This is a genomic window from Pseudomonas sp. REB1044 (assembly GCF_038813925.1).
Classification (GTDB): domain Bacteria; phylum Pseudomonadota; class Gammaproteobacteria; order Pseudomonadales; family Pseudomonadaceae; genus Aquipseudomonas; species Aquipseudomonas boreofloridensis.
Genome location: NZ_CP046139.1, coordinates 2,691,690 through 2,710,946 on the forward strand (window position 1 = coordinate 2,691,690; position 19,257 = coordinate 2,710,946).

Below are 19,257 nucleotides of genomic sequence, written 5' to 3' on the forward strand. Positions count from 1 at the left end.
GGCGATTGTTCCGCCCGGCGAAATGATGAACTGACACGCGGGCGGACTCTCGTGCTAGCCGTGAAAGCTTAGGCTTCACTCCATCAGGTCGCCTACTCGATTTGCACTCAGAGGAGTTTCGCCATGTCCCGTCCACCCCTGCCACCGTTCAGCCGTGAAACCGCCATCGAAAAAGTCCGCCTGGCTGAAGACGGCTGGAACAGCCGCGATCCGGCAAAGGTCGCCCTGGCCTACACGCTCGACACCCGCTGGCGCAATCGGGTCGATTTCGTCAGTAATCGCGACGAGGCTCAGGCTTTTCTCACCCGCAAGTGGAACCGCGAGCATGACTACCGCCTGATCAAGGAGCTCTGGGCCTTCACCGACAACCGCATCGCGGTGCGCTATGCCTACGAGTACCGCGACGACAGCGGTCAGTGGTATCGGGCCTACGGGAATGAAAATTGGGAGTTCGCGCCCGACGGCCTGATGCAGCATCGCCACGCCAGCATCAACGAGATGCCAATCAACGAAGAAGACCGCCAATTCCGCTGGCCACTGGGACGCCGACCGGACGATCACCCAGGCCTGAGCCATTTCGGCTTCTGAGCTCAGTGCCACGATCCAGGGACGGATTAGCCATACAGGTAGGTGATGTCCTTCAATGCCAGAGGCGGCACCTGACCGATGAGAAAATCGCGCAACTTGGCCATCTGCTTGGCCTTGGGGCTGGCTTTGAGCCAAGTCATGTAATAGCCGTCACCCGTCGACACCGCCTGCCTGAACGGGGTGATCAGGCGCCCGGCATCAAGGTCGGCGCTGGCCAGTACCAGATCGACCACTGAAATCCCCAACCCTTGCTGTGCAGCGGAGATGCCCTGGTCCAAGGTATCGAACACCTGGCCTTGGTCGATGCTGATGTCCGGGGCATCCACCCGCGCCAGCCAGCGGCGCCAATCGCGGCGGTCGGACGACGGGTGCAGGAACTCACATTCGCGCAGCACCGACAAGGGCGGTGCCGGGTCGCTCAGATAGTCCGGATGACACACGGGATCAGCCATTCGTCGAACAGCTTCACGCTTTCGACGTCGGCTGCAAAGCGGCCATTGCCCAGCAGGATGGCGCAGTCATAGGGCTCGGAATAGAAATCCACCGTGTCGATATCCATCCACACGCTGGAGAGTTGCACGCTGCAACTGTCGTCGGCCCTCTTGAAGCTGTCCACCGCCCTGAGCAACCAGCGTACGGTGAGGGTCGATGCGGCCTTCAAGCGCAGGCCGTAGCGGTCCTGACGCAACAACGCACAGGCGTTCTCGATGATTTTGAACCCGACCTTGAGCTCTTGGGCCAGCAGACGGCCGTGCTCGGTGAGGCGCAGCTTGGGGCCTCGGCGCTCGAACAGGTCGCAGCCGAACAAGGCTTCCAAGGTCTTGATGTGGTGGCTGACGGCACCCTGAGTCAATGCCAGCTCTTGCGCTGCACGGGTGAAGGATCCGTAGCGCGAGGCCACCTCGAAGGCACGCAAGGCGTGCAAAGCCTGAATCCGTTCTGACATCTTCGCCGCCAAACCATGAGTGAAACTAATAGTTACTCATAGTTCCAGGCGTTTTACAACCGAGTCCTGCTTCCAGAAAATGCAGGTAAATAACAATTACATTCAGCCAATACGCCGCGATAAGGCAGAAAAACCACTTCATAGCATTCTTCTGGGGAAAACATGTTTACGGGTTATGGAAACTGCTATCGCCTGGATGCGCTAGAGCTGGCCGACGAACATGTCCAGAGCAAACAGCATTGGACGTACACCACGTTGCAACACTTCAAAGCCATTCTTGCCAATCCTGGCTTTCCCTGCCTGTTCGGGCGCAAGGCGGTGGCCGCCGGCACCTGCCATATCCTGTTTGCCCGCGCCGAGGATCCGGCCAACGATATCGCTCGCGGGCTGGCCGACTACGTACAGACCATTGCGCCGATTCCGCTCAAGCAGCGGATCGGCTGTCCACTGCTGGTGTTTCTCGAAACCCGCGAACACGGCACCCTGGCAGAACAGCAGGCGCTTGCTTGGAAGATTCTGCAGCAAGTACACGCTCGCGACCCTCACCCCTGGCCCCAGGACGTGCCACGCGATCCTCACGACACGCAATGGTCGTTCTGCTTCGCCAGCATGCCGCTGTTCATCAACATGAGCTTTCCGGCTCACCGGCAGATGAAAAGCCGCAACTTGGGCCATAGCATCGTTTTCGTGATCAATCCGCGTGAGAGTTTCGACGAGGTGGCCAGCGCCACGACCCAGAGCGGGCAACGGATTCGCGCTCGAATCCGCGAACGGGTCGCGCGCTACAACGATGGGCGAGCGCCCCAGAGCCTGGGGTTCTTCGGCGAGCCCGACAACTACGAATGGACGCAGTACCAACTCCAGGAAACCGGCTCACTCAACCCCGCGCGCTGCCCTTTCAATCCTGGCACCCCTATCGAACATAAGATCGAGAACTGAACGTGAATACCGCATTGACCGCCACCTATGCCTTGACCGTCTTGCTGCTGATCGCCACCCCTGGCCCAGTAGTGGCGTTGGTCGTCAACACCGCCGCCGCGGCAGGCGCACGCAAGGCACTGTTCACGGCAGTAGGCACCAATTGGGCATCGCTGGTACTGATTGGCGCCGCCGCCTGGATCATCATGACCAGCGCGGCCATCGACAAGGCCTGGCTCAGCGGCATGAGCCTGCTGGGCTGCCTGTTCATCGGCTACATCGCCTCGGGCACCTTGCGCGAGGCCCTCAAGACCCCAGCGAGCTCCGCTGCTGCCGAACAGAGCGCGATGGCGACGGGTGGAGGCCGCGGCGGGTTATTGCAGGGTTTCATGGTCGGCATCTCCAACCCGAAGGACATCATCTTCTTCATTGCCTTCTTTCCGCAGTTCATCCAGATCACCGAGTCGTTCGGAAAAAGCATGGTGGTGCTGTCGCTGCTGTGGATTGCCATCGATTTTGCCGTGCTGAGCCTGTACATCTTCGCGATCGGCAAGATCGCCTCGCAGCGCAGCAATCGGATGATCAGCCTGGCCTCAGGCATCGCGCTGCTGCTGATTGCAGCAGGCGGTCTGCTGTACAACCTCAGGGAGCTGGCCGGCTGAACAGGCCCGGCCCATAGGAGCGCCTATGGCACCGATCGACCACACTCTGGAGATGAACTGCGTCCAGGCGATGCGCGAAGACTATCAGCGCTTCCTGCTGCTGGGCGGACGCCGTGCTCCGCTCACGCTCTACGTTCATGAGCGAGGCTATCGCTCGGACATCATCAATACCGATGCGCTGGGCTTGCGCTACAGTCACCTCGGCGGCAAGCGCTATTCCCTGGCCGAGCGTGGCGGCTCGGCACGCGTCAACCTGCTGGTGGGCGGCTCGACCGCATTGGGAATCGGCGCGAGTTCTGACCAGCAGACGGTGGCCTCCTGCCTGGCCCTGCTGACTGGCGAGGTGTGGCTGAGTCTGGCAGGTTGCGGGCTCGACGCCACCCAGGAGTTACTGCTGTTCCTGAGCCACCAACATCGACTGGGGCGGATCGGTCATGTGGTGATCCTGAGCGGACTCAATACGCTGGCACACGAGGGCATGTGCGAAATGCTTGCTGACGATCAGCAAGCGACTATGCGTGTCGATGCGCCCGAACACCGAACCTCAGATGCGCAGCCACAGCAGGCGACGACACACCTCTCGCCGTGGCCGCATTGGCTGCAGCGCCTTTTCCGGCGCCGTCAGCAGCCCTTACCGCCACCAGTATTATCGTCACCTGAAAAGCGCTTGATCCGCGCCGCCGATCGCATTGGCCGCACGTTGCTGCAATGGGATCGCTTGCTCGCTGACAGCCATACCTCGCTGACCTTCATCCTGCAGCCGCTGCTTCCATGGTGCAGAGAAAAACTACCGCCTGGAGAACAGGCAATGCTGAAGCTGCTGCTCCAACGGTCGGACCATTACGATCGGTTGCTGGACGGCGTGTACGACGATCATCTGCATTCGATCTTTTTCCGGCGGATAAAAAGCCAGGCGGAGCCAGTGCCTTGCTATGACATGAATGGCATGCTCAGCAGCTCACCCGTATTCGGCCAGGATCTGTTCATCGACCGTCTGCATCTCAACGACCTCGGCAACAATGCACTCGCCAAAGTCATCACCGCCAAGCTCGGCTTGGCGCAGGAAAAATACGCCAGCCGCAAGGCTTCGCCCTTCAAGCTCGTCTGATTGCTGTTCGCGGCCCTTTCGACAAGCACCCGGTGATGGCTAGAATAGCCCGTCACCGCTCCCGGTCGCTCGAGGCAAACGCGTACTCGCCATGAACTCCCAAGCACTGAATTCCGCGCTGGTCCTGCTCCAGTGCCCCGCGCTTACCCGCGAGGCGTACTTGTGAGTCGAGCTGTCTTTTTCTCGGGACTGCTCGCAACGCTGATGCCGGTTGCGGCCTTGGCGCTTGAAGTGCGCATCGACCCTCACGCCGATCTTCTCTACCGCCAGGCCTTACCATTGCTGGAGCAGGCCGACGCAGAAAATGACAGCGCCAGTCCGCTGCGCACTGTCGACCTGCGCGACCCAGAGCTCAGCCGGCAGGGCCAGGCCATGGCGCGCACGCTACCGAGCGCGGTCGCACTGCTGGAGAAGTCAGTCGAACTGGGTCATCCGGTTGCCCAGTACCGCTTGGCGTTGTATTACATGACCTACCTGCCAGCCGGAAAAATCGCCGAGGCGGCTTGCCCTTTGCTCGAATCCAGCCTTCGGCAGGGCTTCGCTCCACCGGCCACGGCCATTGCCAACTGGTGCCCTGCGTTCAGTACCAGCCCTGCCTACCAAGACGCTCTGGAGGCCATTGCAGGCATGGCCACCCTTTATGCCCCCTACTATCCTCAACCCGCCCGCGCCTGGCATGCAACCGCAACCGCCCGCAGGGACTGGAGCTGCAGTGGGGACGTCAACGTGACTACCAGGCAGAAGTCTACCGGTTGCTTGGCGAGCTCGACCCACAACGCAGTCAGGCCATGCTGCAGAAAGCCGTGGAGATCAACGGATGCGTGGCCGCTCAACAGCGTCTGACCAGCAATCGCTGAGAAGCGGAAATTGCATTTGAAAGATGAATGCCGATTATTCCAACATTTAATTTGTGGATAGCCTCGGACGCGCCCTATGCTGGCCTCGCATCCCCTGCGGCGCACCGGACGGTGCGGCTTACGGCACGGGGCAGAACAACAAATCGAGACCGTCCATGTCGAATCACTCCTACTTCGCCCCTCACGGAGGGCACCCGGCTCAGACCGAGTTGCTGACTGACCGTGCCATGTTCACCGAAGCCTATGCCGTCATCCCAAAGGGTGTGATGCGTGACATCGTCACCAGCCATCTGCCGTTCTGGGACAAGATGCGCATGTGGGTCATTGCCCGACCGCTGACCGGCTTTGCCGAAACCTTCTCCCAGTACATTGTCGAAGTCGCCCCTGAAGGCGGCAGCGAGCGGCCCGAGCTGGACCCCAATGCCGAAGCGGTGGTGTTTGTCGTTGAAGGCGAAATCGACATCACCGTCGAAGGCAAACACCATACCTTGGTGCCCGGTGGCTACGCGTTTCTCGCCCCCGGTGCTGACTGGAGCCTACGTAACAACAGCAAGGCCAACGTCACCTTCCATTGGCTGCGCAAGCACTATCAAAAGGTTGAGGGCCTAGCCGCGCCTGAATCCTTCGTCACCCACCGTGACAACGCGACCGTCATCGAAATGCCAGGAACTGAGGGCCGCTGGGTGACTACGCGCTTCGTCGACATGGCTGACATGCGTCATGACATGCACGTCAACATCGTCACGTTCCAACCCGGCGGCGTGATTCCGTTCGCCGAAACCCACGTGATGGAGCACGGTTTGTATGTGCTGGAAGGTAAAGCGGTGTATCGCCTGAACCAAGACTGGGTAGAGGTCGAAGCCGGCGACTTCATGTGGCTACGCGCCTTCTGCCCACAGGCCTGCTACTCCGGCGGTCCAGGTCCGTTCAGCTACCTGTTGTACAAGGACGTGAACCGTCATGTGCACCTGACGCTGAACCCGCAGCGTTGACGCACTGATCCCATTTGCGGCCGATCATCTTGAGTGGGGTTGAGTGTGCACCAACCCCACACGCATCCGCCCAGAGTCAGGCCCGTAAACGAGGCGACGCCTTTTGCGGCGCTAGGCGCCCCAGACGCTGCCCTTCCTTGAGCTTTCCAAGCAGGCCAATCAGATCGCGAGAGCTGTTCAGGCTGTCCAGTCGCACGTCGGTCATTGTCACGCAGTCGGCAAGGCTTGAGCCCGTGCCAAGCCGGATGGTCAAGCTCACGCCATCGCGACTACTGACCTCGCACCGGTCTGGCAGGCAGGCTTGCTCGATCAGTTGACGCATTTCCAGCATCGAAACGCCAATCAGAGACATTGTCAGACCCTCAAAACGGTGGATGGCTAGATGAGGGATTACGCCATCTACCTGTCCTTTGCTAATGGATATTGCCTGTGAGCTAACACGTGATTATCAAGGCGGCTAATTGAGCCGCGCGAATCACACGCTACGCCTTAACGGATGAGCCTCACGCGACCCTGTTAGTTCGAGCATTCTTCCTGGACAGGTGACGGACGGCCGAACAGGATTCAGTTCACCGTTCCGGCGCCGATGTCGATGCGGGTATCTTGCCGAAGCGCCCAGCGTGAAAATCGTCGAATGCTTCGGCGATCTGGGCTTGCGTATTCATCACGAACGGCCCATAGCCAACGATGGGTTCGTCAATGGGTTCACCACTGAGCAGCAATAGCGAAACATCCTGCTGCGCCGCCACACGAACGTTTTCGCCCTCACGTGTGAGCAGCACAAGCTCGCCGTCGGCGGCTCGCTGTGAATCGTTGACGGTTAGCGCACCGTGTAACACGACCAGTGCAGCGTTGCGTCCGCTGCTGATCGGCAACTGCAGGGAAGCGCCTGCATCAAGACGGATATCCCATACATCCATGGCGGTGAACGTCCGCGCCGGGCCGCTGTACCCTTCATACTCGCCGGCAATCACGCGCAGACTACCGGCGCCGTGCGCCAGCGATACGCGGGGAATGTCTCGGTCGAGCAATGTCTGATAGCCAGGCGCTGCCTGCTTGTCGCGGGCGGGCAGATTGACCCATAACTGAACCATTTCCAGCGTGCCGCCCTGTCGAGCGAACGCCGGTGAATGAAACTCTTCATGAATGATCCCATCCGCCGCGGTCATCCACTGCACGTCGCCCGGGCCGATCAGCCCGCCAGCGCCCGTAGAGTCGCGGTGCTCGACCTCGCCTTGGTAGACGATGGTGACGGTCTCAAAGCCGCGGTGCGGATGCTGCCCGACACCGCGACGCGCCTGCGTGGGGGCAAAGACGTGGGGACCGGCGTAATCGAGCAGAAGAAAGGGGCTGACATGCGCTGCCTGCCGATCGTAGGTAAAAAGGCTGCGCACGGGAAAGCCATTGCCTACCCAGTGCGGCTGTGGGCTTCGTTGCACACTCAGAACCTGTTTCATGGGAAAACTCCTCATTTGGCTGCGGATCAGTCTACCAACCCAGGCAATGGGTAATTAGCCGCTCAAAGCAGCTTTATTAGTCCTATCAGCAGGACAATGGGCGTGAAAGTGTTTCCCATATCGATCGCGAGCTCGAGCCGCGACACCGTTGCAATTGACCTCCACCTGTCCCAAGCTCTGCACTCCCGAGTTCACGGAACAGCTGATGTCCATCCGTCACCGTTACCTGATCGCGCTGCCGCTCGCGCTGGCGGTTCTGGCCGCGGCCATCCTTGTCGTGTGGCGAACTCCCGCATCCTCGCCTCCCGGCCCACCTGTCGAACGCTACGCCAAAGCGTTACGGCAGGCCCATGCCGGACTGCCAGGCGCCGCTCGTGTGCTCTATCAGCAACTCCAGCGGGACGATCTCACCCCGATCCGTCGGGCTGCGCTGTACAACGAGTTACCCAATTACCCTTCCCCCCAAGCGCTCAAGCTGGCCAAGCAGGACCTTGAGCACGGTGATCCTTTGGTTCGGCGCGCAGCCATTGCCAGCATTCGACGCCTGTTGCCACCAGCCCAGCGCAGCCTGGTGCTGGGGCCGTTGCTCGAAGATGAAGAGCAAAGCGTGCGCTTCGCCGCCGTAGACGTGTTGATGGGCCTGGATCCGGACGCCATCGGCCTGTATTTCCGCCCTTTGCAATCAGCGCTCGAGCAGTACCAGCAAGCCCTCGAGCAACAGCCAGACGATGCCCAGGCCCAGACCCATCTGGCGCGGCTGTACTTGCACGAGCGAGACTTCCCAAGTGCCGAAGCCGCCCTCGCCCGCAGCCTGAGATTGGCGCCGCAAGATCCGGACGCATTGGCAACCCAGGTGCGACTGCTAGAGGCCATGGACCGGCACGATGCGTCCCGCGAAGTACTCGCACAGGCGTTGGCACTGCGTCCAGACTCCGCATTTCTGCAGTATGAGCTCGGTCTCTGGCTGTTACGCCACGGACAACGCGAGTACGCCCTGCTTGCCCTATCGCGCGCAGTCGAAATCGAACCTGACAACGCCGACTACCGCTACACCTTGGCCATTACCCTGCATGACCTTGAACAGGTAGAGGCCGCGCAAAAGCAGCTGGAAAACCTGCTGGATCGCCAACCCGCCAATCGCCGTGCGCGGGTGCAACTGATCCGCTACTGGAAAGAGACTGGGCAATTGCAGAACGTTCAGGTATTGCTCGCCGAACTTGAGCGGCAAAATCCCGACGATCCCTACCTGCAGCAGGGCTTGTAGCCCTTTCTTAGAAGCACTTTGAACCCTGACGGAAAACAGGCGGTCCAGTGAGTATCGGCTCGCTGAATGCCCTATCGCATCAGGCCGCCCCATACTCGGGAGATTGGTCTTGTCAGGTTCACTGCCCTACGACGAAAGGGCGCTCATTCTGGCGCCACAGCACGTTGCCGCAAAGGCCTCGAAGATGCTTTCAGGCGGTGGCATCACATGCCTGTGCACTGCCGACAACCAGCGCCTGGGGGTTTGGCTCACTGAAGGGGCTGCGCTGGTATTGGTGGATGAACAGGTGTTGTCTACTGACCCGCAATGCGCTCTACAGCAGTTTGTCGATGCCCAGCCGAAATGGTCTGACTTGCCCATTTTGATGATGAAGACAGGCGGCGACTCTGCGCGAGTTCAGAGCCTTGGCAATCTGTCTTGCTTAGATTACCCGTTGAATGAGTCACAGTTACTGAGCTTGGCTGGACAAGCAATGCGTACCCGAAAGCGTCAGTACCTCGCCCGTGAAGCCCTGCGCGAACTGACCGATCAGCTCGATACCTATACAGCCCGCGACGACAGTGCGCTTCAGCATAGGCGCAAAATGGATGCAATTGGTCAGCTCGCTGGTGGTTTCGCCCATGATTTCAATAACTTGCTGACCAGCATCGGGGGGAGTTTCGAACTCATCGAGCGACGATTACAAAAGGGCCGCCTCGAAGACCTGGACAAGGTTGTGCGTATGGGTCGTGACTCAGTGGCGCGCGGCGCCAAGCTGACACACAAGTTGTTGGCATTTTCCTCTCGCCAATCGTTGCAGAAGCAAACACTCGAGCTTAAGACGCTGCTTGATCCTCAGCGACTGCGTGCAATCGTGCCCGAGTGCGTTCAGCTTGTGCTGAACGTGCCGGAGGATTTATGGGCCCTACAAGCAGACGCTCAACAGTTGCAGGAATCGTTGGACAGCCTGTTATGCAACGCCTGTGAGGCCATGCCCAATGGTGGCAAGCTTAGTGTCCAGGCGTGCAACGAGCATATCGATGCGCTGTGTTTTCCGCAAAGCGGTCTGAGTACCGGCGATTACGTCCGCTTGAGCGTCATCGACACCGGCCAAGGCATGTCACAGATCACCCTCGATCATGCGTTCGAACCGTTTTTCAGTACTAAACCTGTTGGCCAAGGAATAGGTCTGGGCTTGTCGATGGTGTATGGGTTCAGCCGGCAATCCCATGGATATGTCACCCTGCGCAGCCGAGTAGGCCATGGCGCTCAAATCGATCTGTACCTGCCTCGGAGCCTGGCAGCCCCCGCTCCCGCCACATTGCTCCGTCGCCCTGGCAGCACCGAGGGACCCATACTGATCGTCGAAGATGATCGCGATGTCCGCGCATTGCTCTATCAGTCCTTGACCGAAGACGGGCTTTCTTGCCTGACGGCCCAGGACGCCACACAAGCGCTGCAGATGCTTGGCTCCGGCACTCAGGTGTCCCTGCTGCTCAGCGATGTTGGGCTGCCGGGGATGAGCGGCCGCCAATTGGCAGAAATCGCGCGGACGCTACGCCCAGGCCTGCCGATCTTGCTGATCACCGGCTATGCAGAGACCGCCGTTTCTCGAGATGATTTTCTCGATCCGGGAATGCATCTGATGTGCAAACCATTCGAACTGCAGCATCTTCGTGATCAGATCCTCGAGATGCTCGCTGAGCACTGAAACAGGCTATTCATCCAGCATCTGGTAGACCTTGCCGATTAGGTTTTCCAGCGAAAACGGCTTGAGCATCAATGCAGTACCCGGTTTTCCAAGCAGACTGCGCTCCAGCGGGTGCTCGGTGTAGCCGGTAATGAACAGCATTTTTTGCGTTGCCCTGATCTGGCGGATCGCCTTGCCAACCTGCCGCCCACTCATGCCTCCCGGCAGGCCTATATCGGTAATGACCAAGTCGTAGGGGCCGTCCTGCTCATAGCACGCCAATGCCTGCGCCGCGTCACCCGCCTCGTGCACCTCGAAACCGTTATCTACCAGCACCTCTCGCATCAATGCCCTGAGATTGAGCTGATCGTCGACCAACAGTATCCGTTCGCCGTTCCCAAGCTTGCGTTCACAAGCGCGTATATCGGAGTCGCTGGCCGGTAAATCACCCGGATACCGGGCAAATAGCAAAGTCACTACGGTACCGTCACTGGGACTGGACTCGATCCACACATGACCGCCTGACTGGTGGACGAACCCGTAAACCATCGCAAGCCCCAGCCCAGAGCCCCGACCTTTCGGTTTGGTGGTGAAAAACGGCTCGAACGCGCGGCTGAGGATCTCTGCCGGCATGCCGGTACCCCCGTCTTTGACAAGAATGGCGACATAGTCTCCGGCCGGTATGTTTTCTCCATGCAGCGTCCTAGCCGGCAAGCGCTCGTTCGACGTGCGAACGGTCAGCACGCCCTGCTCAGCCGCCGCATCCCGCGCGTTGCTGCACAAATGCAGCATGGCGATCTCCAACTGGGCACAGTCCACCCGTATTGGCCAGGGCGCAACATCCAGTTGCCAGTGAACTTCGAAATCCGGGCCTAGCGCCTGATGCACGAGCGGTTTCAATTCCAGCAACAGGGTATTGACGTTCACCGGGCGCGGCTGCAACGGCTGGCTTCGGGCAAAGGCCAGCAGCCGGTGCGTAAGGGCCATGGCACGCTGCACCGAGTCGCGCGCGACGTGGACGTACTCGTCGATGCGCTCCATTCGACCTTGGCCCATCCGTCGCTGGAGCAGCTCCAAGCTCCCTCCGACGCCGGCCAGCAGATTGTTCATTTCGTGGGCCATTCCACCCGCCAGTTGGCCCACGATTTCCATGCGCTGATTGTCACGGAGCAGGCCTTCGGCCTCGCGTACGATACTGGAGCGCTCCTGGGTGATATCACGCCCAACTGCCACCAAAACGTCGCCTTGTGAGCGGGCGCTCCAGCACATCCAGCAATAATGCCCATCTCTGTGCTTGAGCCGGGACTCGACTTCATGGACCGCCTTTCCCTGTAGCAAGTCGGTGATGGCCAACCTGACCTCCGCGCGATCACCGGGATGAACCAGGTCCACCAGGGCAACGGTATCCATGCCCTGCACGTCCCATCCCAGTACCCGTTGCCAGGCTTCATTCGCAGCCAGAAGCGTAAGCTCACGGCTGACGACGACCATCGCATCGCGCGCCATTCGCCAAAGATGGTCGCTGCTGGGCAGATATTGCCCCACCTGATGCTCGAAACCCTGCGCCTGCTCGCGCCACTGCCTGACCTGCTCCATGCTGGCGGTGTTGTCGATCGCCGTGTGCAGGAGCCCCGCCACTGCACCTTGCTCGTCACGCAGTGGAGCGTAGCCAAAGGCGAACCAGGCAGGGCCATCATGTTCATGGCTGTTCAACTGAATGGGTGCATCAATGAAATTCGCACGCCCCTCCAGTGCCTGGAAGACCCAGGGGCCGATACGCGGCCACTCCTCGTGCCACAAGAGATCAAAGCGCATGCCGATTGATTGCTTGACACCGGGCAGAAGCGCCATGTAGCTGCGGTTAGGTATCAGGGTGAGCGCTCGACCCCATACCAATGCACACGGAAATGGCGACAAAAGCATGATATCCACTGCCACTCGCAGTGACGGCGGCCATTGCGTCAAGGCACCGAGCGGTGTCGGCCCCCAGTCGAAACGCGTGATGTGTTCGCCCGCCATTTGTGCAGAACAGGAAGCTGCCGGTAGGTGAATCACCTGTGTAGCACCCATCCGAGCCGTTTTGCCAGCGTTCACGGAACAGACTCCCGTTCTAGCATGACGATCAAGATGTGGTAGCGGAGCAGAGTTTCCGGGTCCATGGCAACTCCTGGGCAGTATTGAGGTGGTTTTGAGCCTAGCACATAGATCGCCAGCGCCGCCTGGCAGGCGCGCGTCCACCGTTGGCTCGGGGTGTAGGCGTAATCAATCCCACGCATTGAGCATGCCTTGCTTCATACGCTACAGATATGACCTACAGCGTGGCCCCAGACACAGCCTTAGGCTCTTGGAGTCCTCCACTATCGGATTAGGAAATCAATGAGCATATCAAGGCATCCAAAGCATCAAAGCCGTCGCATGGTCGCTCTGGCGATCGCACTGCTGATCGGTGCTGCGCCACTGATCTCTGGGCTGCTCGTCATGGACTATCAATTGAACAAACGCTTGGAGCAAAGCGCAAAGATCGCCGTAGACGAAGCATTGTTCACGTTCGACCGTCTGTTCGATGGTCTGCGCGCCGCAGCAGTACTCGCCCTGCCGTCAGGGACAAGACCCTGCCAGGACATTCAGAACAGACTCGCCGCCCAGGTCGCAGGTAACCCTAGACTGCAATCGCTGATCGTCAATCAGGGCGCGGGGCGAATATGCCGCAGCATGGAGACCATGGAACTTCCCGATTTTGCCCCGGACCAGAGCCTCCGGTTGATCTTCGATTCGACCGCGATACCCGATGGCGCACTGGTCGCCTATCGCTTGGTCAACGGCGACCGCTCAGTCGTCGCCACAACCTATGGACTGGAAATACGCAACGAACTACGCGCCTTCAAAAATGGCCTGCGTCTGATCGTTGAAGTCGGCGATCAGTACATTTGGACAGAGGGCGACAGCCGTGAGCAAATACGCCCCTCAATGTCGGAGTTCTTGGAAGGCGGTGTTTCCAAGAAGTACGGATACCGAATAAAAGTCGGCTATCCGCAGGGCTTTACTGCCGCAGAAGCACGCCAGGCAAGAAACAGCGTGCTCCCCTCACTGGTGCTGATCAGTGCACTCACTTCTGCCGTCGTGATCTGGAGCCTGCGTAATCGAAGGGTCAACATCGACGGTAAAACCGCCAGTCGGCGACCGGCGGCTTGACCCGACACGTGTGATCACTCGGCGCTCAGCACGCCTCGACGAACCTGATCACGCTCAATGGATTCAAAGAGCGCTTTGAAGTTTCCTTCTCCGAAACCATCATCTCCCTTGCGCTGGATGAACTCGAAGAACACGGGCCCCATCAGGGTTTCGGAGAAAATCTGGAGCAACAGGCGCTTATCCCCCGATACCGATGCGCCGTCGAGGAGAATACCTCGAGCTTTGAGTTGATCGACCGGTTCGCCATGCCCTGGAAGACGCTCCTCGAGCATTTCGTAGTAAGTCTGGGGAGGCGGCGTCATGAAGCGCATGCCAATACTTTTCAGGGCATCCCATGTTTTGAGCAGATCGTCGGTGAGGAAGGCAACATGCTGAATGCCCTCTCCGTTGAACTGCATGAGGAATTCCTCAATCTGTCCGGAGCCCTTAGAGGACTCCTCGTTGAGCGGAATGCGAATCATACCATCAGGTGCGGTCATGGCCTTGGAAGTGAGGCCGGTGTACTCGCCTTTGATGTCGAAGTAGCGAATTTCCCGGAAATTGAACAGCTTTTCGTAAAAACCGGCCCAATAGGCCATGCGCCCGCGATAGACATTGTGAGTCAAGTGATCGATCACCTGCAGTCCCGCCCCAACCGGATTACGATCGACACCCTCGATGAAGTTGAAGTCGATATCGTAGATCGAGCTGCCCTCTTCGAAGCGGTCGATCAGGTACAGCGGTGCACCACCGATACCCTTGATCGCCGGTAGGCGCAACTCCATGGGACCGGTTTCGATCTCAACCGGCTGCGCGCCGAGCTCCAACGCTCTAGCGTAAGCGTCGTGCGCGTTGCGCACGCGAAACGCCATGCCGCATACCGACGGGCCATGCTCGGCAGCGAAGTACGCCGCGATGCTCTTGGGCTCATTGTTGAGAATCAGATTGATGCCGCCCTGGCGGTACAGGTGCACCTCTTTGGAACGGTGGGTAGCCACCTTGGTGAAGCCCAATGCTTGGAACACGGGCTCAAGAACGCCAGGGCGGGGGAAGCGAACTCGATGAACTCGAAGCCCATCAGGCCCATCGGGTTTTCGAAAAGATCTGCCATGTCGTTATCCTCAGCTGTAACAGAATGAATATGCTCGAATGCGTGGGATGTCAGACAGGACAGGCGGCGAGCAGGGAATTCCCCTGACGCTGCGGGCGAGAAAATCACCGATGAGGAGCTTGAACCCGTGATACGCCATATCAATGTTCTCGGCTGGGTCGGTTCCCAAAACGGGAAACCTTATTCTTGTATTCGTAACTTGATTCTACAGGGCGTAATTTCCTTTGTCGCGCACTCGTTCAGTGTGCGGGCCCATCACCGACTATTCTTGTGCTGTCGGCAGCCACTCACCTCAAGACTCACATGCCTCTCACGCTTGAACGTCAACGTCATCGAACCTGGCGGGCTCTGCTCCCTTGGACGGTTGGCGCGCTGCCGCTGCTGTGCGGATTAGTCCTGCTAGAGTGGCAAGTCGAGCGTAACCTGCACGAGCGCAGCGTGGCCACGGCACGACAGGTGGTCAATCACGTCGAACGCGTTCTCGACAGCGTGTCGGCGGCAGCGAAGATCCTGGCGCCGCTGGCAGGCCGCCCTTGCGCAGAGGTGACGCTCGCACTGCGCGAGCAGGTGACGCGCAACGCGTTCATCCGCTCGACCAACCTGTTCGCCAACGACATACTTTATTGCTCGTCCCTGTTTGGCGCTATTCATGAGCCGGTCGAAGCCCAGCGCTACACTGAAGGTCACCTGTGGTTGATGGATGGGAACACGGTCACGCCCGACCACGCGCTGCTGGTCTATCGAACCCACCAGGCTGGGCGTGGCGTTCTGCTCACGGTGGATGGGGATCACCTCGTTACCGCCTTGCAGTTGATTGCCAATGACGAAGCCCTGCAGATTCAGGTCGGCACGCACTGGATGGGTGCCGACGGTAGGGTGCACATCTCAAAGCCGCCTTTGACAGGCAGCACGCCAATATCGCTGTATTCCTCCCGCTATCCGTTCGGTGTACATGGCGGCTATCGCGCACATCAATCGCTGCGCACGCTGTACAGCCACTATCCAGCGCTGCTCGCCCTGCTGTGTGTCATCGGCGCATTTATCGGCATGACCTGCCATTGGCAACTGCGCCGGGCGTCCTCGTCACGAAGCGAATTGGACAGGGCGCTGCAGGCCGACGAGTTCACCCCGTATTTCCAGCCCGTGGTGCGCACAAGCGACTATCGCTGGGCCGGGGCTGAGGTGCTGATGCGCTGGCAGCACCCGCGCGAGGGGCTGGTGCCCCCTGACCTGTTCATCCCTTATGCCGAGCACAGCGGGCAGATCGTACCCATGACTCGCGCGTTGATGCTGCGCACCGCCCAAGGTCTGGCCCCCTATGCCGCCTTCATGGATGAAGGCTTTCACATTGGTATCAACATCACCGCCGATCATTGCCAGGACTTCGCCCTGCTCGACGAATGCCGCACCTTCCTCGACTTTTTTCCTCCTGGACGTGTGCTACTGACGCTGGAACTGACCGAGCGCAAGCTGCTCGAAGTCACACCGACGACCCTTGAGTTGTTCGAGAGGCTCCACCAGATGGGCGTGAAGATCGCGTTGGATGACTTCGGCACCGGACAATCCAGCCTGAATTACCTGCGTCAGTTCAATATCGATTATCTGAAAATCGATCAGAGCTTCGTCGCCATGATCGGCGGCGACGCGCTCTCGCAGCACATCCTCGACACCATCATCGAGCTATCGCGCAAGCTGGATCTGGCGATGGTCGCTGAAGGGGTGGAAACCGAGGCGCAGCGGGATTACCTGGCGCGACATCAGGTCGATCTACAGCAGGGTTACCTGCATGCCAGGCCCATGCCACTGGAGGCCTTTATCCAAGCACTCGCCGCACGTTCCTCAAGCGGCCGGTTGCCCCCGGACACCCCCGCTGCCATCATGCCCGGTTGATCGGTCCGTTCACTCTCCAGCTATCGAGGCTTTCGTGTCAAAAGGCATCATCTCGTCCGTCATGGCGTCCTGTCTGTTCGCCGTGATGTATTTCTACACCTCCCTGCTTGCTCCGCTCGACGGGGAGGAAATTTTTGGCTGGCGAACGTTGCTGACCCTGCCGTGCCTGACGCTGTTCATGCTGCTGAGCAAGGACTGGCGCCATGTCGGCGAACTGTTGACACGGATTGGCCAGACACCCGCCCTGCTGCTCGGCATGATAGGCACTTCATCGCTGCTGGGCATCCAGTTGTGGCTGTTCCTGTGGGCACCGCTGCATGGGCGCAGTCTGGAGGTGTCGATGGGCTATTTCCTGCTGCCCCTGGCAATGGTGCTCACGGGCAGAGTGGTCTATGGCGAACGTCTCTCACGCCTGCAAAAACTGGCCGTGGGCTGCGCTGCCCTAGGCGTTGGCCACGAGTTGTACCAGCATGGCAGCTTCGCCTGGGAAACCTTGGTGGTGGTGGTGGGCTACCCGATTTACTTCGTCCTGCGCCGACGCTGCCGCACCGACCACCTGGGCGGTTTGTGGTGCGACATGTGCCTGCTGCTGCCCTGGGCCCTGTACTTCGTGATCGAGGGCCCCCTGACAACGGCCGACCTGGCCGCGCATCCTGGATTGTATGGGCTGATTCCCCTGCTCGGTGCGATCAGCGCCTCGGCGCTGATCGTCTATGTGCTGGCTAGCCGCTTACTGCCCTTTGGCCTGTTCGGTTTGCTCAGCTACGTCGAACCGGTGCTGCTGGTTGGCGTGGCACTGCTGCTGGGCGAAACCATCACCTCGGACCAGTGGCTGACCTATCTGCCGATCTGGGCCGCCGTACTGGTCCTGGTGCTCGAGGGCATCAAGCACCTGCGTCAGCGTCGGCGGGCGGTGTAAGGCGCACCTGGCGCACCCGGCGCTCCTGCACCGCCATCACCGTCATGCGCCAGCCATTGCAGTCGAGCTGATCGCCGACCATCGGCAGGCGGTCGAGCAGGCTCATCACCAGTCCGGCGAGGGTCTGGTAATCCTCGGTGGCGCGGGCGGCGAAGCCGGTTCGCGCCTGCACCTGGGTCAGGTTCAGCGCCCCGTTGACGACGAACCCATCGACCTCCTGGACGATCTCCGGCCCGGCCACCTCACTGGCATCGGGAAGCTCACCGGCGATCGACTCAAGAATGTCGGTCATGGTCAGCACGCCGGTGAAATCACCGAATTCGTTGATCACGAACGCGATGTGCGTCGACTGTCCTCGCATCTGCTCCAGCGCATTGAGAATGCTGAAGCTCTCCAGCAGGTTCAGCGGCTGGCGCACCATACGCTCAAGGTCCGGGGTGCTACCGGTCAGCAATTCTTTGAGCAACTCCTTTTTGTGAACGAAGCCCAGAGGCTCGTCGATGCGACCGTCACGAATCAGCGGCAGCCGTGAGTAAGGCGAGTTGATCAGCGTCTGCGTGATCATCTCGGCCGACTGCGCCAGGTCCAGCGCATCGACTTCGGTGCGCACGGTCATCACGGTCCGGATCGGCCGCTCGGCGAGGTTCAGCACACCGCTGATCATCACGCGCTCGCGGCGGTCGAACAGCACCTGTTCTTCACCACCTTCGACCAGATCGGCGATCTCCTCGCCCAGTTCGTCAGTCTCGACACGACGCCCGCCCAGCAGGCGCAGCACCGCGTGGGCGGTGCGCTCGCGCAGCGGGCGGTGCTGTTGCAGGCTGCGCTTGCGACGAGCCCGGGCCAGTTGGTTGAACGCCTCGATCAGGATCGAGAAACCGATCGCCGCATACAGATAGCCCTTGGGAATGTGGAACCCAGGCCTTCGGCGGTCAGGCTGAAGCCGATCATCATCAAGAAGCCCAGGCACAGCATGATGACTGTCGGGTGGGCGTTGACGAAGCGGGTCAGCGGCTTGCTGGCCACAATCATGATGCCAATGGAGAAGATCACCGCGATCATCATCACCGACAGATGCTCGACCATGCCCACGGCGGTGATCACCGCATCCAGCGAGAACACCGCGTCCAGCACCACGATCTGCGCGACGATCGGCCAGAAAGCCGCGTGACGTGCACCCGCACTGCTTTGGGCGACATGCCCTTCAAGGCGCTCGTGCAGCTCCATGGTGGCTTTGAACAGCAGGAATACGCCGCCAAACAGCATGATCAGATCTCGACCTGAGAAGCTCTTGCCCCATACCTCGAACAGCGGCGCAGTGAGCGTCACCATCCACGAGATCGAGGCCAGCAGGCCAAGGCGCATCACCAATGCCAGCGTCAAACCAATCACCCGGGCGCGGTCACGCTGATGCGGGGGCAGTTTGTCGGCCAAGATGGCAATGAACACCAGGTTATCGATACCCAGCACCAGTTCCAGCACGATGAGTGTCAGCAGGCCCAGCCAGGCCGTGGGGTCAGCTAGCCATTCCATCAGCAGGTACTCTCGGGGAACGCGTCAGGACGACGCATGAAGGGCGGCCGGGACGGCCAGGGACTGGGGGGCTCCGCGAAGGTGCTCATAAGGGCCTTAAGTGTAATTTGGGATGTCGATCCTACAATCGAAGCAGGTTTTTCCGACAGCGGGAAACTATTACAAAAACTGT

Annotated in this window: 13 protein-coding genes and 4 pseudogenes; 11 read left to right on the plus strand and 6 right to left on the minus strand. The window is 59.9% G+C overall.

Annotation, left to right across the window (positions count from 1 at the left end; genetic code table 11):
- The first annotated feature begins 123 nt into the window (after window positions 1-123).
- Entirely contained in the window at window positions 124-588 is a 465-nt protein-coding gene (locus GKC70_RS12260; RefSeq protein ID WP_039577673.1) for a DUF1348 family protein, read from the plus strand.
- Window positions 589-614: 26 nt separating this feature from the next.
- On the opposite strand, the pseudogene GKC70_RS12265 reads toward GKC70_RS12260, so the two are convergent.
- Window positions 615-1,534, minus strand: a pseudogene (locus tag GKC70_RS12265) (LysR substrate-binding domain-containing protein).
- A gap of 162 nt (window positions 1,535-1,696) precedes the next feature.
- On the opposite strand from GKC70_RS12265, the gene GKC70_RS12270 reads away from it, so the two are divergent.
- The 5 genes and pseudogenes from GKC70_RS12270 (at window position 1,697) to GKC70_RS12290 (ending at window position 6,071) form a co-directional block, all read left to right on the plus strand.
- Entirely contained in the window at window positions 1,697-2,473 is a 777-nt protein-coding gene (locus tag GKC70_RS12270; RefSeq protein WP_342648791.1) for a YqcI/YcgG family protein, read from the plus strand.
- A 2-nt stretch (window positions 2,474-2,475) separates the two neighbouring features.
- Entirely contained in the window at window positions 2,476-3,114 is a 639-nt protein-coding gene (locus tag GKC70_RS12275; protein ID WP_342648792.1) for a LysE family transporter, read from the plus strand.
- A 70-nt stretch (window positions 3,115-3,184) separates the two neighbouring features.
- Window positions 3,185-4,222, plus strand: a complete 1,038-nt coding sequence (locus GKC70_RS12280; RefSeq protein WP_342651514.1) for a hypothetical protein — start codon at window positions 3,185-3,187, stop codon at window positions 4,220-4,222.
- 204 nt (window positions 4,223-4,426) lie between these two features.
- Window positions 4,427-5,079 (plus strand): annotated as a pseudogene (locus tag GKC70_RS12285) (sel1 repeat family protein).
- A 155-nt stretch (window positions 5,080-5,234) separates the two neighbouring features.
- Entirely contained in the window at window positions 5,235-6,071 is an 837-nt protein-coding gene (locus tag GKC70_RS12290) for a bifunctional allantoicase/(S)-ureidoglycine aminohydrolase (protein ID WP_317870398.1), read from the plus strand.
- Between the two features lie 76 nt (window positions 6,072-6,147).
- On the opposite strand, the gene GKC70_RS12295 is transcribed toward GKC70_RS12290, so the two are convergent.
- Window positions 6,148-6,423, minus strand: a complete 276-nt coding sequence (locus GKC70_RS12295) for a DUF1652 domain-containing protein (RefSeq protein WP_342648793.1) — start codon at window positions 6,421-6,423, stop codon at window positions 6,148-6,150.
- A 217-nt stretch (window positions 6,424-6,640) separates the two neighbouring features.
- Complete coding sequence (locus GKC70_RS12300; protein ID WP_342648794.1) at window positions 6,641-7,528, minus strand: pirin family protein; 888 nt, start codon at window positions 7,526-7,528, stop codon at window positions 6,641-6,643.
- 205 nt (window positions 7,529-7,733) lie between these two features.
- Here GKC70_RS12300 and GKC70_RS12305 point away from each other — a divergent pair, with 205 nt between their 5' ends.
- Together GKC70_RS12305 and GKC70_RS12310 are read left to right on the plus strand one after the other, a co-directional pair.
- The gene (locus GKC70_RS12305; RefSeq protein WP_342648795.1) at window positions 7,734-8,792 is read left to right on the plus strand and encodes a tetratricopeptide repeat protein; all 1,059 of its coding nucleotides are present in this window, start codon (window positions 7,734-7,736) and stop codon (window positions 8,790-8,792) included.
- 109 nt (window positions 8,793-8,901) lie between these two features.
- Window positions 8,902-10,482, plus strand: a complete 1,581-nt coding sequence (locus GKC70_RS12310) for a response regulator (protein WP_342648796.1) — start codon at window positions 8,902-8,904, stop codon at window positions 10,480-10,482.
- Window positions 10,483-10,488: 6 nt separating this feature from the next.
- Here the strand turns inward: GKC70_RS12310 and GKC70_RS12315 are convergent, their stop codons facing one another.
- Window positions 10,489-12,555 (minus strand): ATP-binding protein, encoded by a 2,067-nt coding sequence (locus GKC70_RS12315; RefSeq protein WP_342648797.1) that lies wholly within the window; start codon window positions 12,553-12,555, stop codon window positions 10,489-10,491.
- 321 nt (window positions 12,556-12,876) lie between these two features.
- Between GKC70_RS12315 and GKC70_RS12320 the strand changes: the two genes are divergently transcribed.
- Window positions 12,877-13,653: a CSS-motif domain-containing protein gene (locus tag GKC70_RS12320; protein WP_342648798.1), complete on the plus strand. Its 777-nt coding sequence runs from the start codon at window positions 12,877-12,879 to the stop codon at window positions 13,651-13,653.
- Between the two features lie 14 nt (window positions 13,654-13,667).
- Here GKC70_RS12320 and hppD read toward each other — a convergent pair.
- Window positions 13,668-14,743: pseudogene (gene hppD / locus GKC70_RS12325) on the minus strand (4-hydroxyphenylpyruvate dioxygenase).
- A gap of 303 nt (window positions 14,744-15,046) precedes the next feature.
- Here hppD and GKC70_RS12330 point away from each other — a divergent pair.
- Both GKC70_RS12330 and rarD read left to right on the plus strand, forming a co-directional pair.
- Entirely contained in the window at window positions 15,047-16,633 is a 1,587-nt protein-coding gene (locus tag GKC70_RS12330; RefSeq protein WP_342648799.1) for a cyclic diguanylate phosphodiesterase, read from the plus strand.
- Between the two features lie 34 nt (window positions 16,634-16,667).
- Window positions 16,668-17,552 carry an EamA family transporter RarD gene (rarD, locus tag GKC70_RS12335; RefSeq protein ID WP_342648800.1) on the plus strand — a complete coding sequence of 295 codons (885 nt, stop codon included), beginning with the start codon at window positions 16,668-16,670 and terminating at the stop codon, window positions 17,550-17,552.
- Here the strand turns inward: rarD and GKC70_RS12340 are convergent.
- Window positions 17,518-19,085 (minus strand): annotated as a pseudogene (locus tag GKC70_RS12340) (TerC family protein). The gene rarD and the pseudogene GKC70_RS12340 sit on opposite strands and share 35 nt — an antisense overlap.
- Window positions 19,086-19,257: the final 172 nt, after the last annotated feature.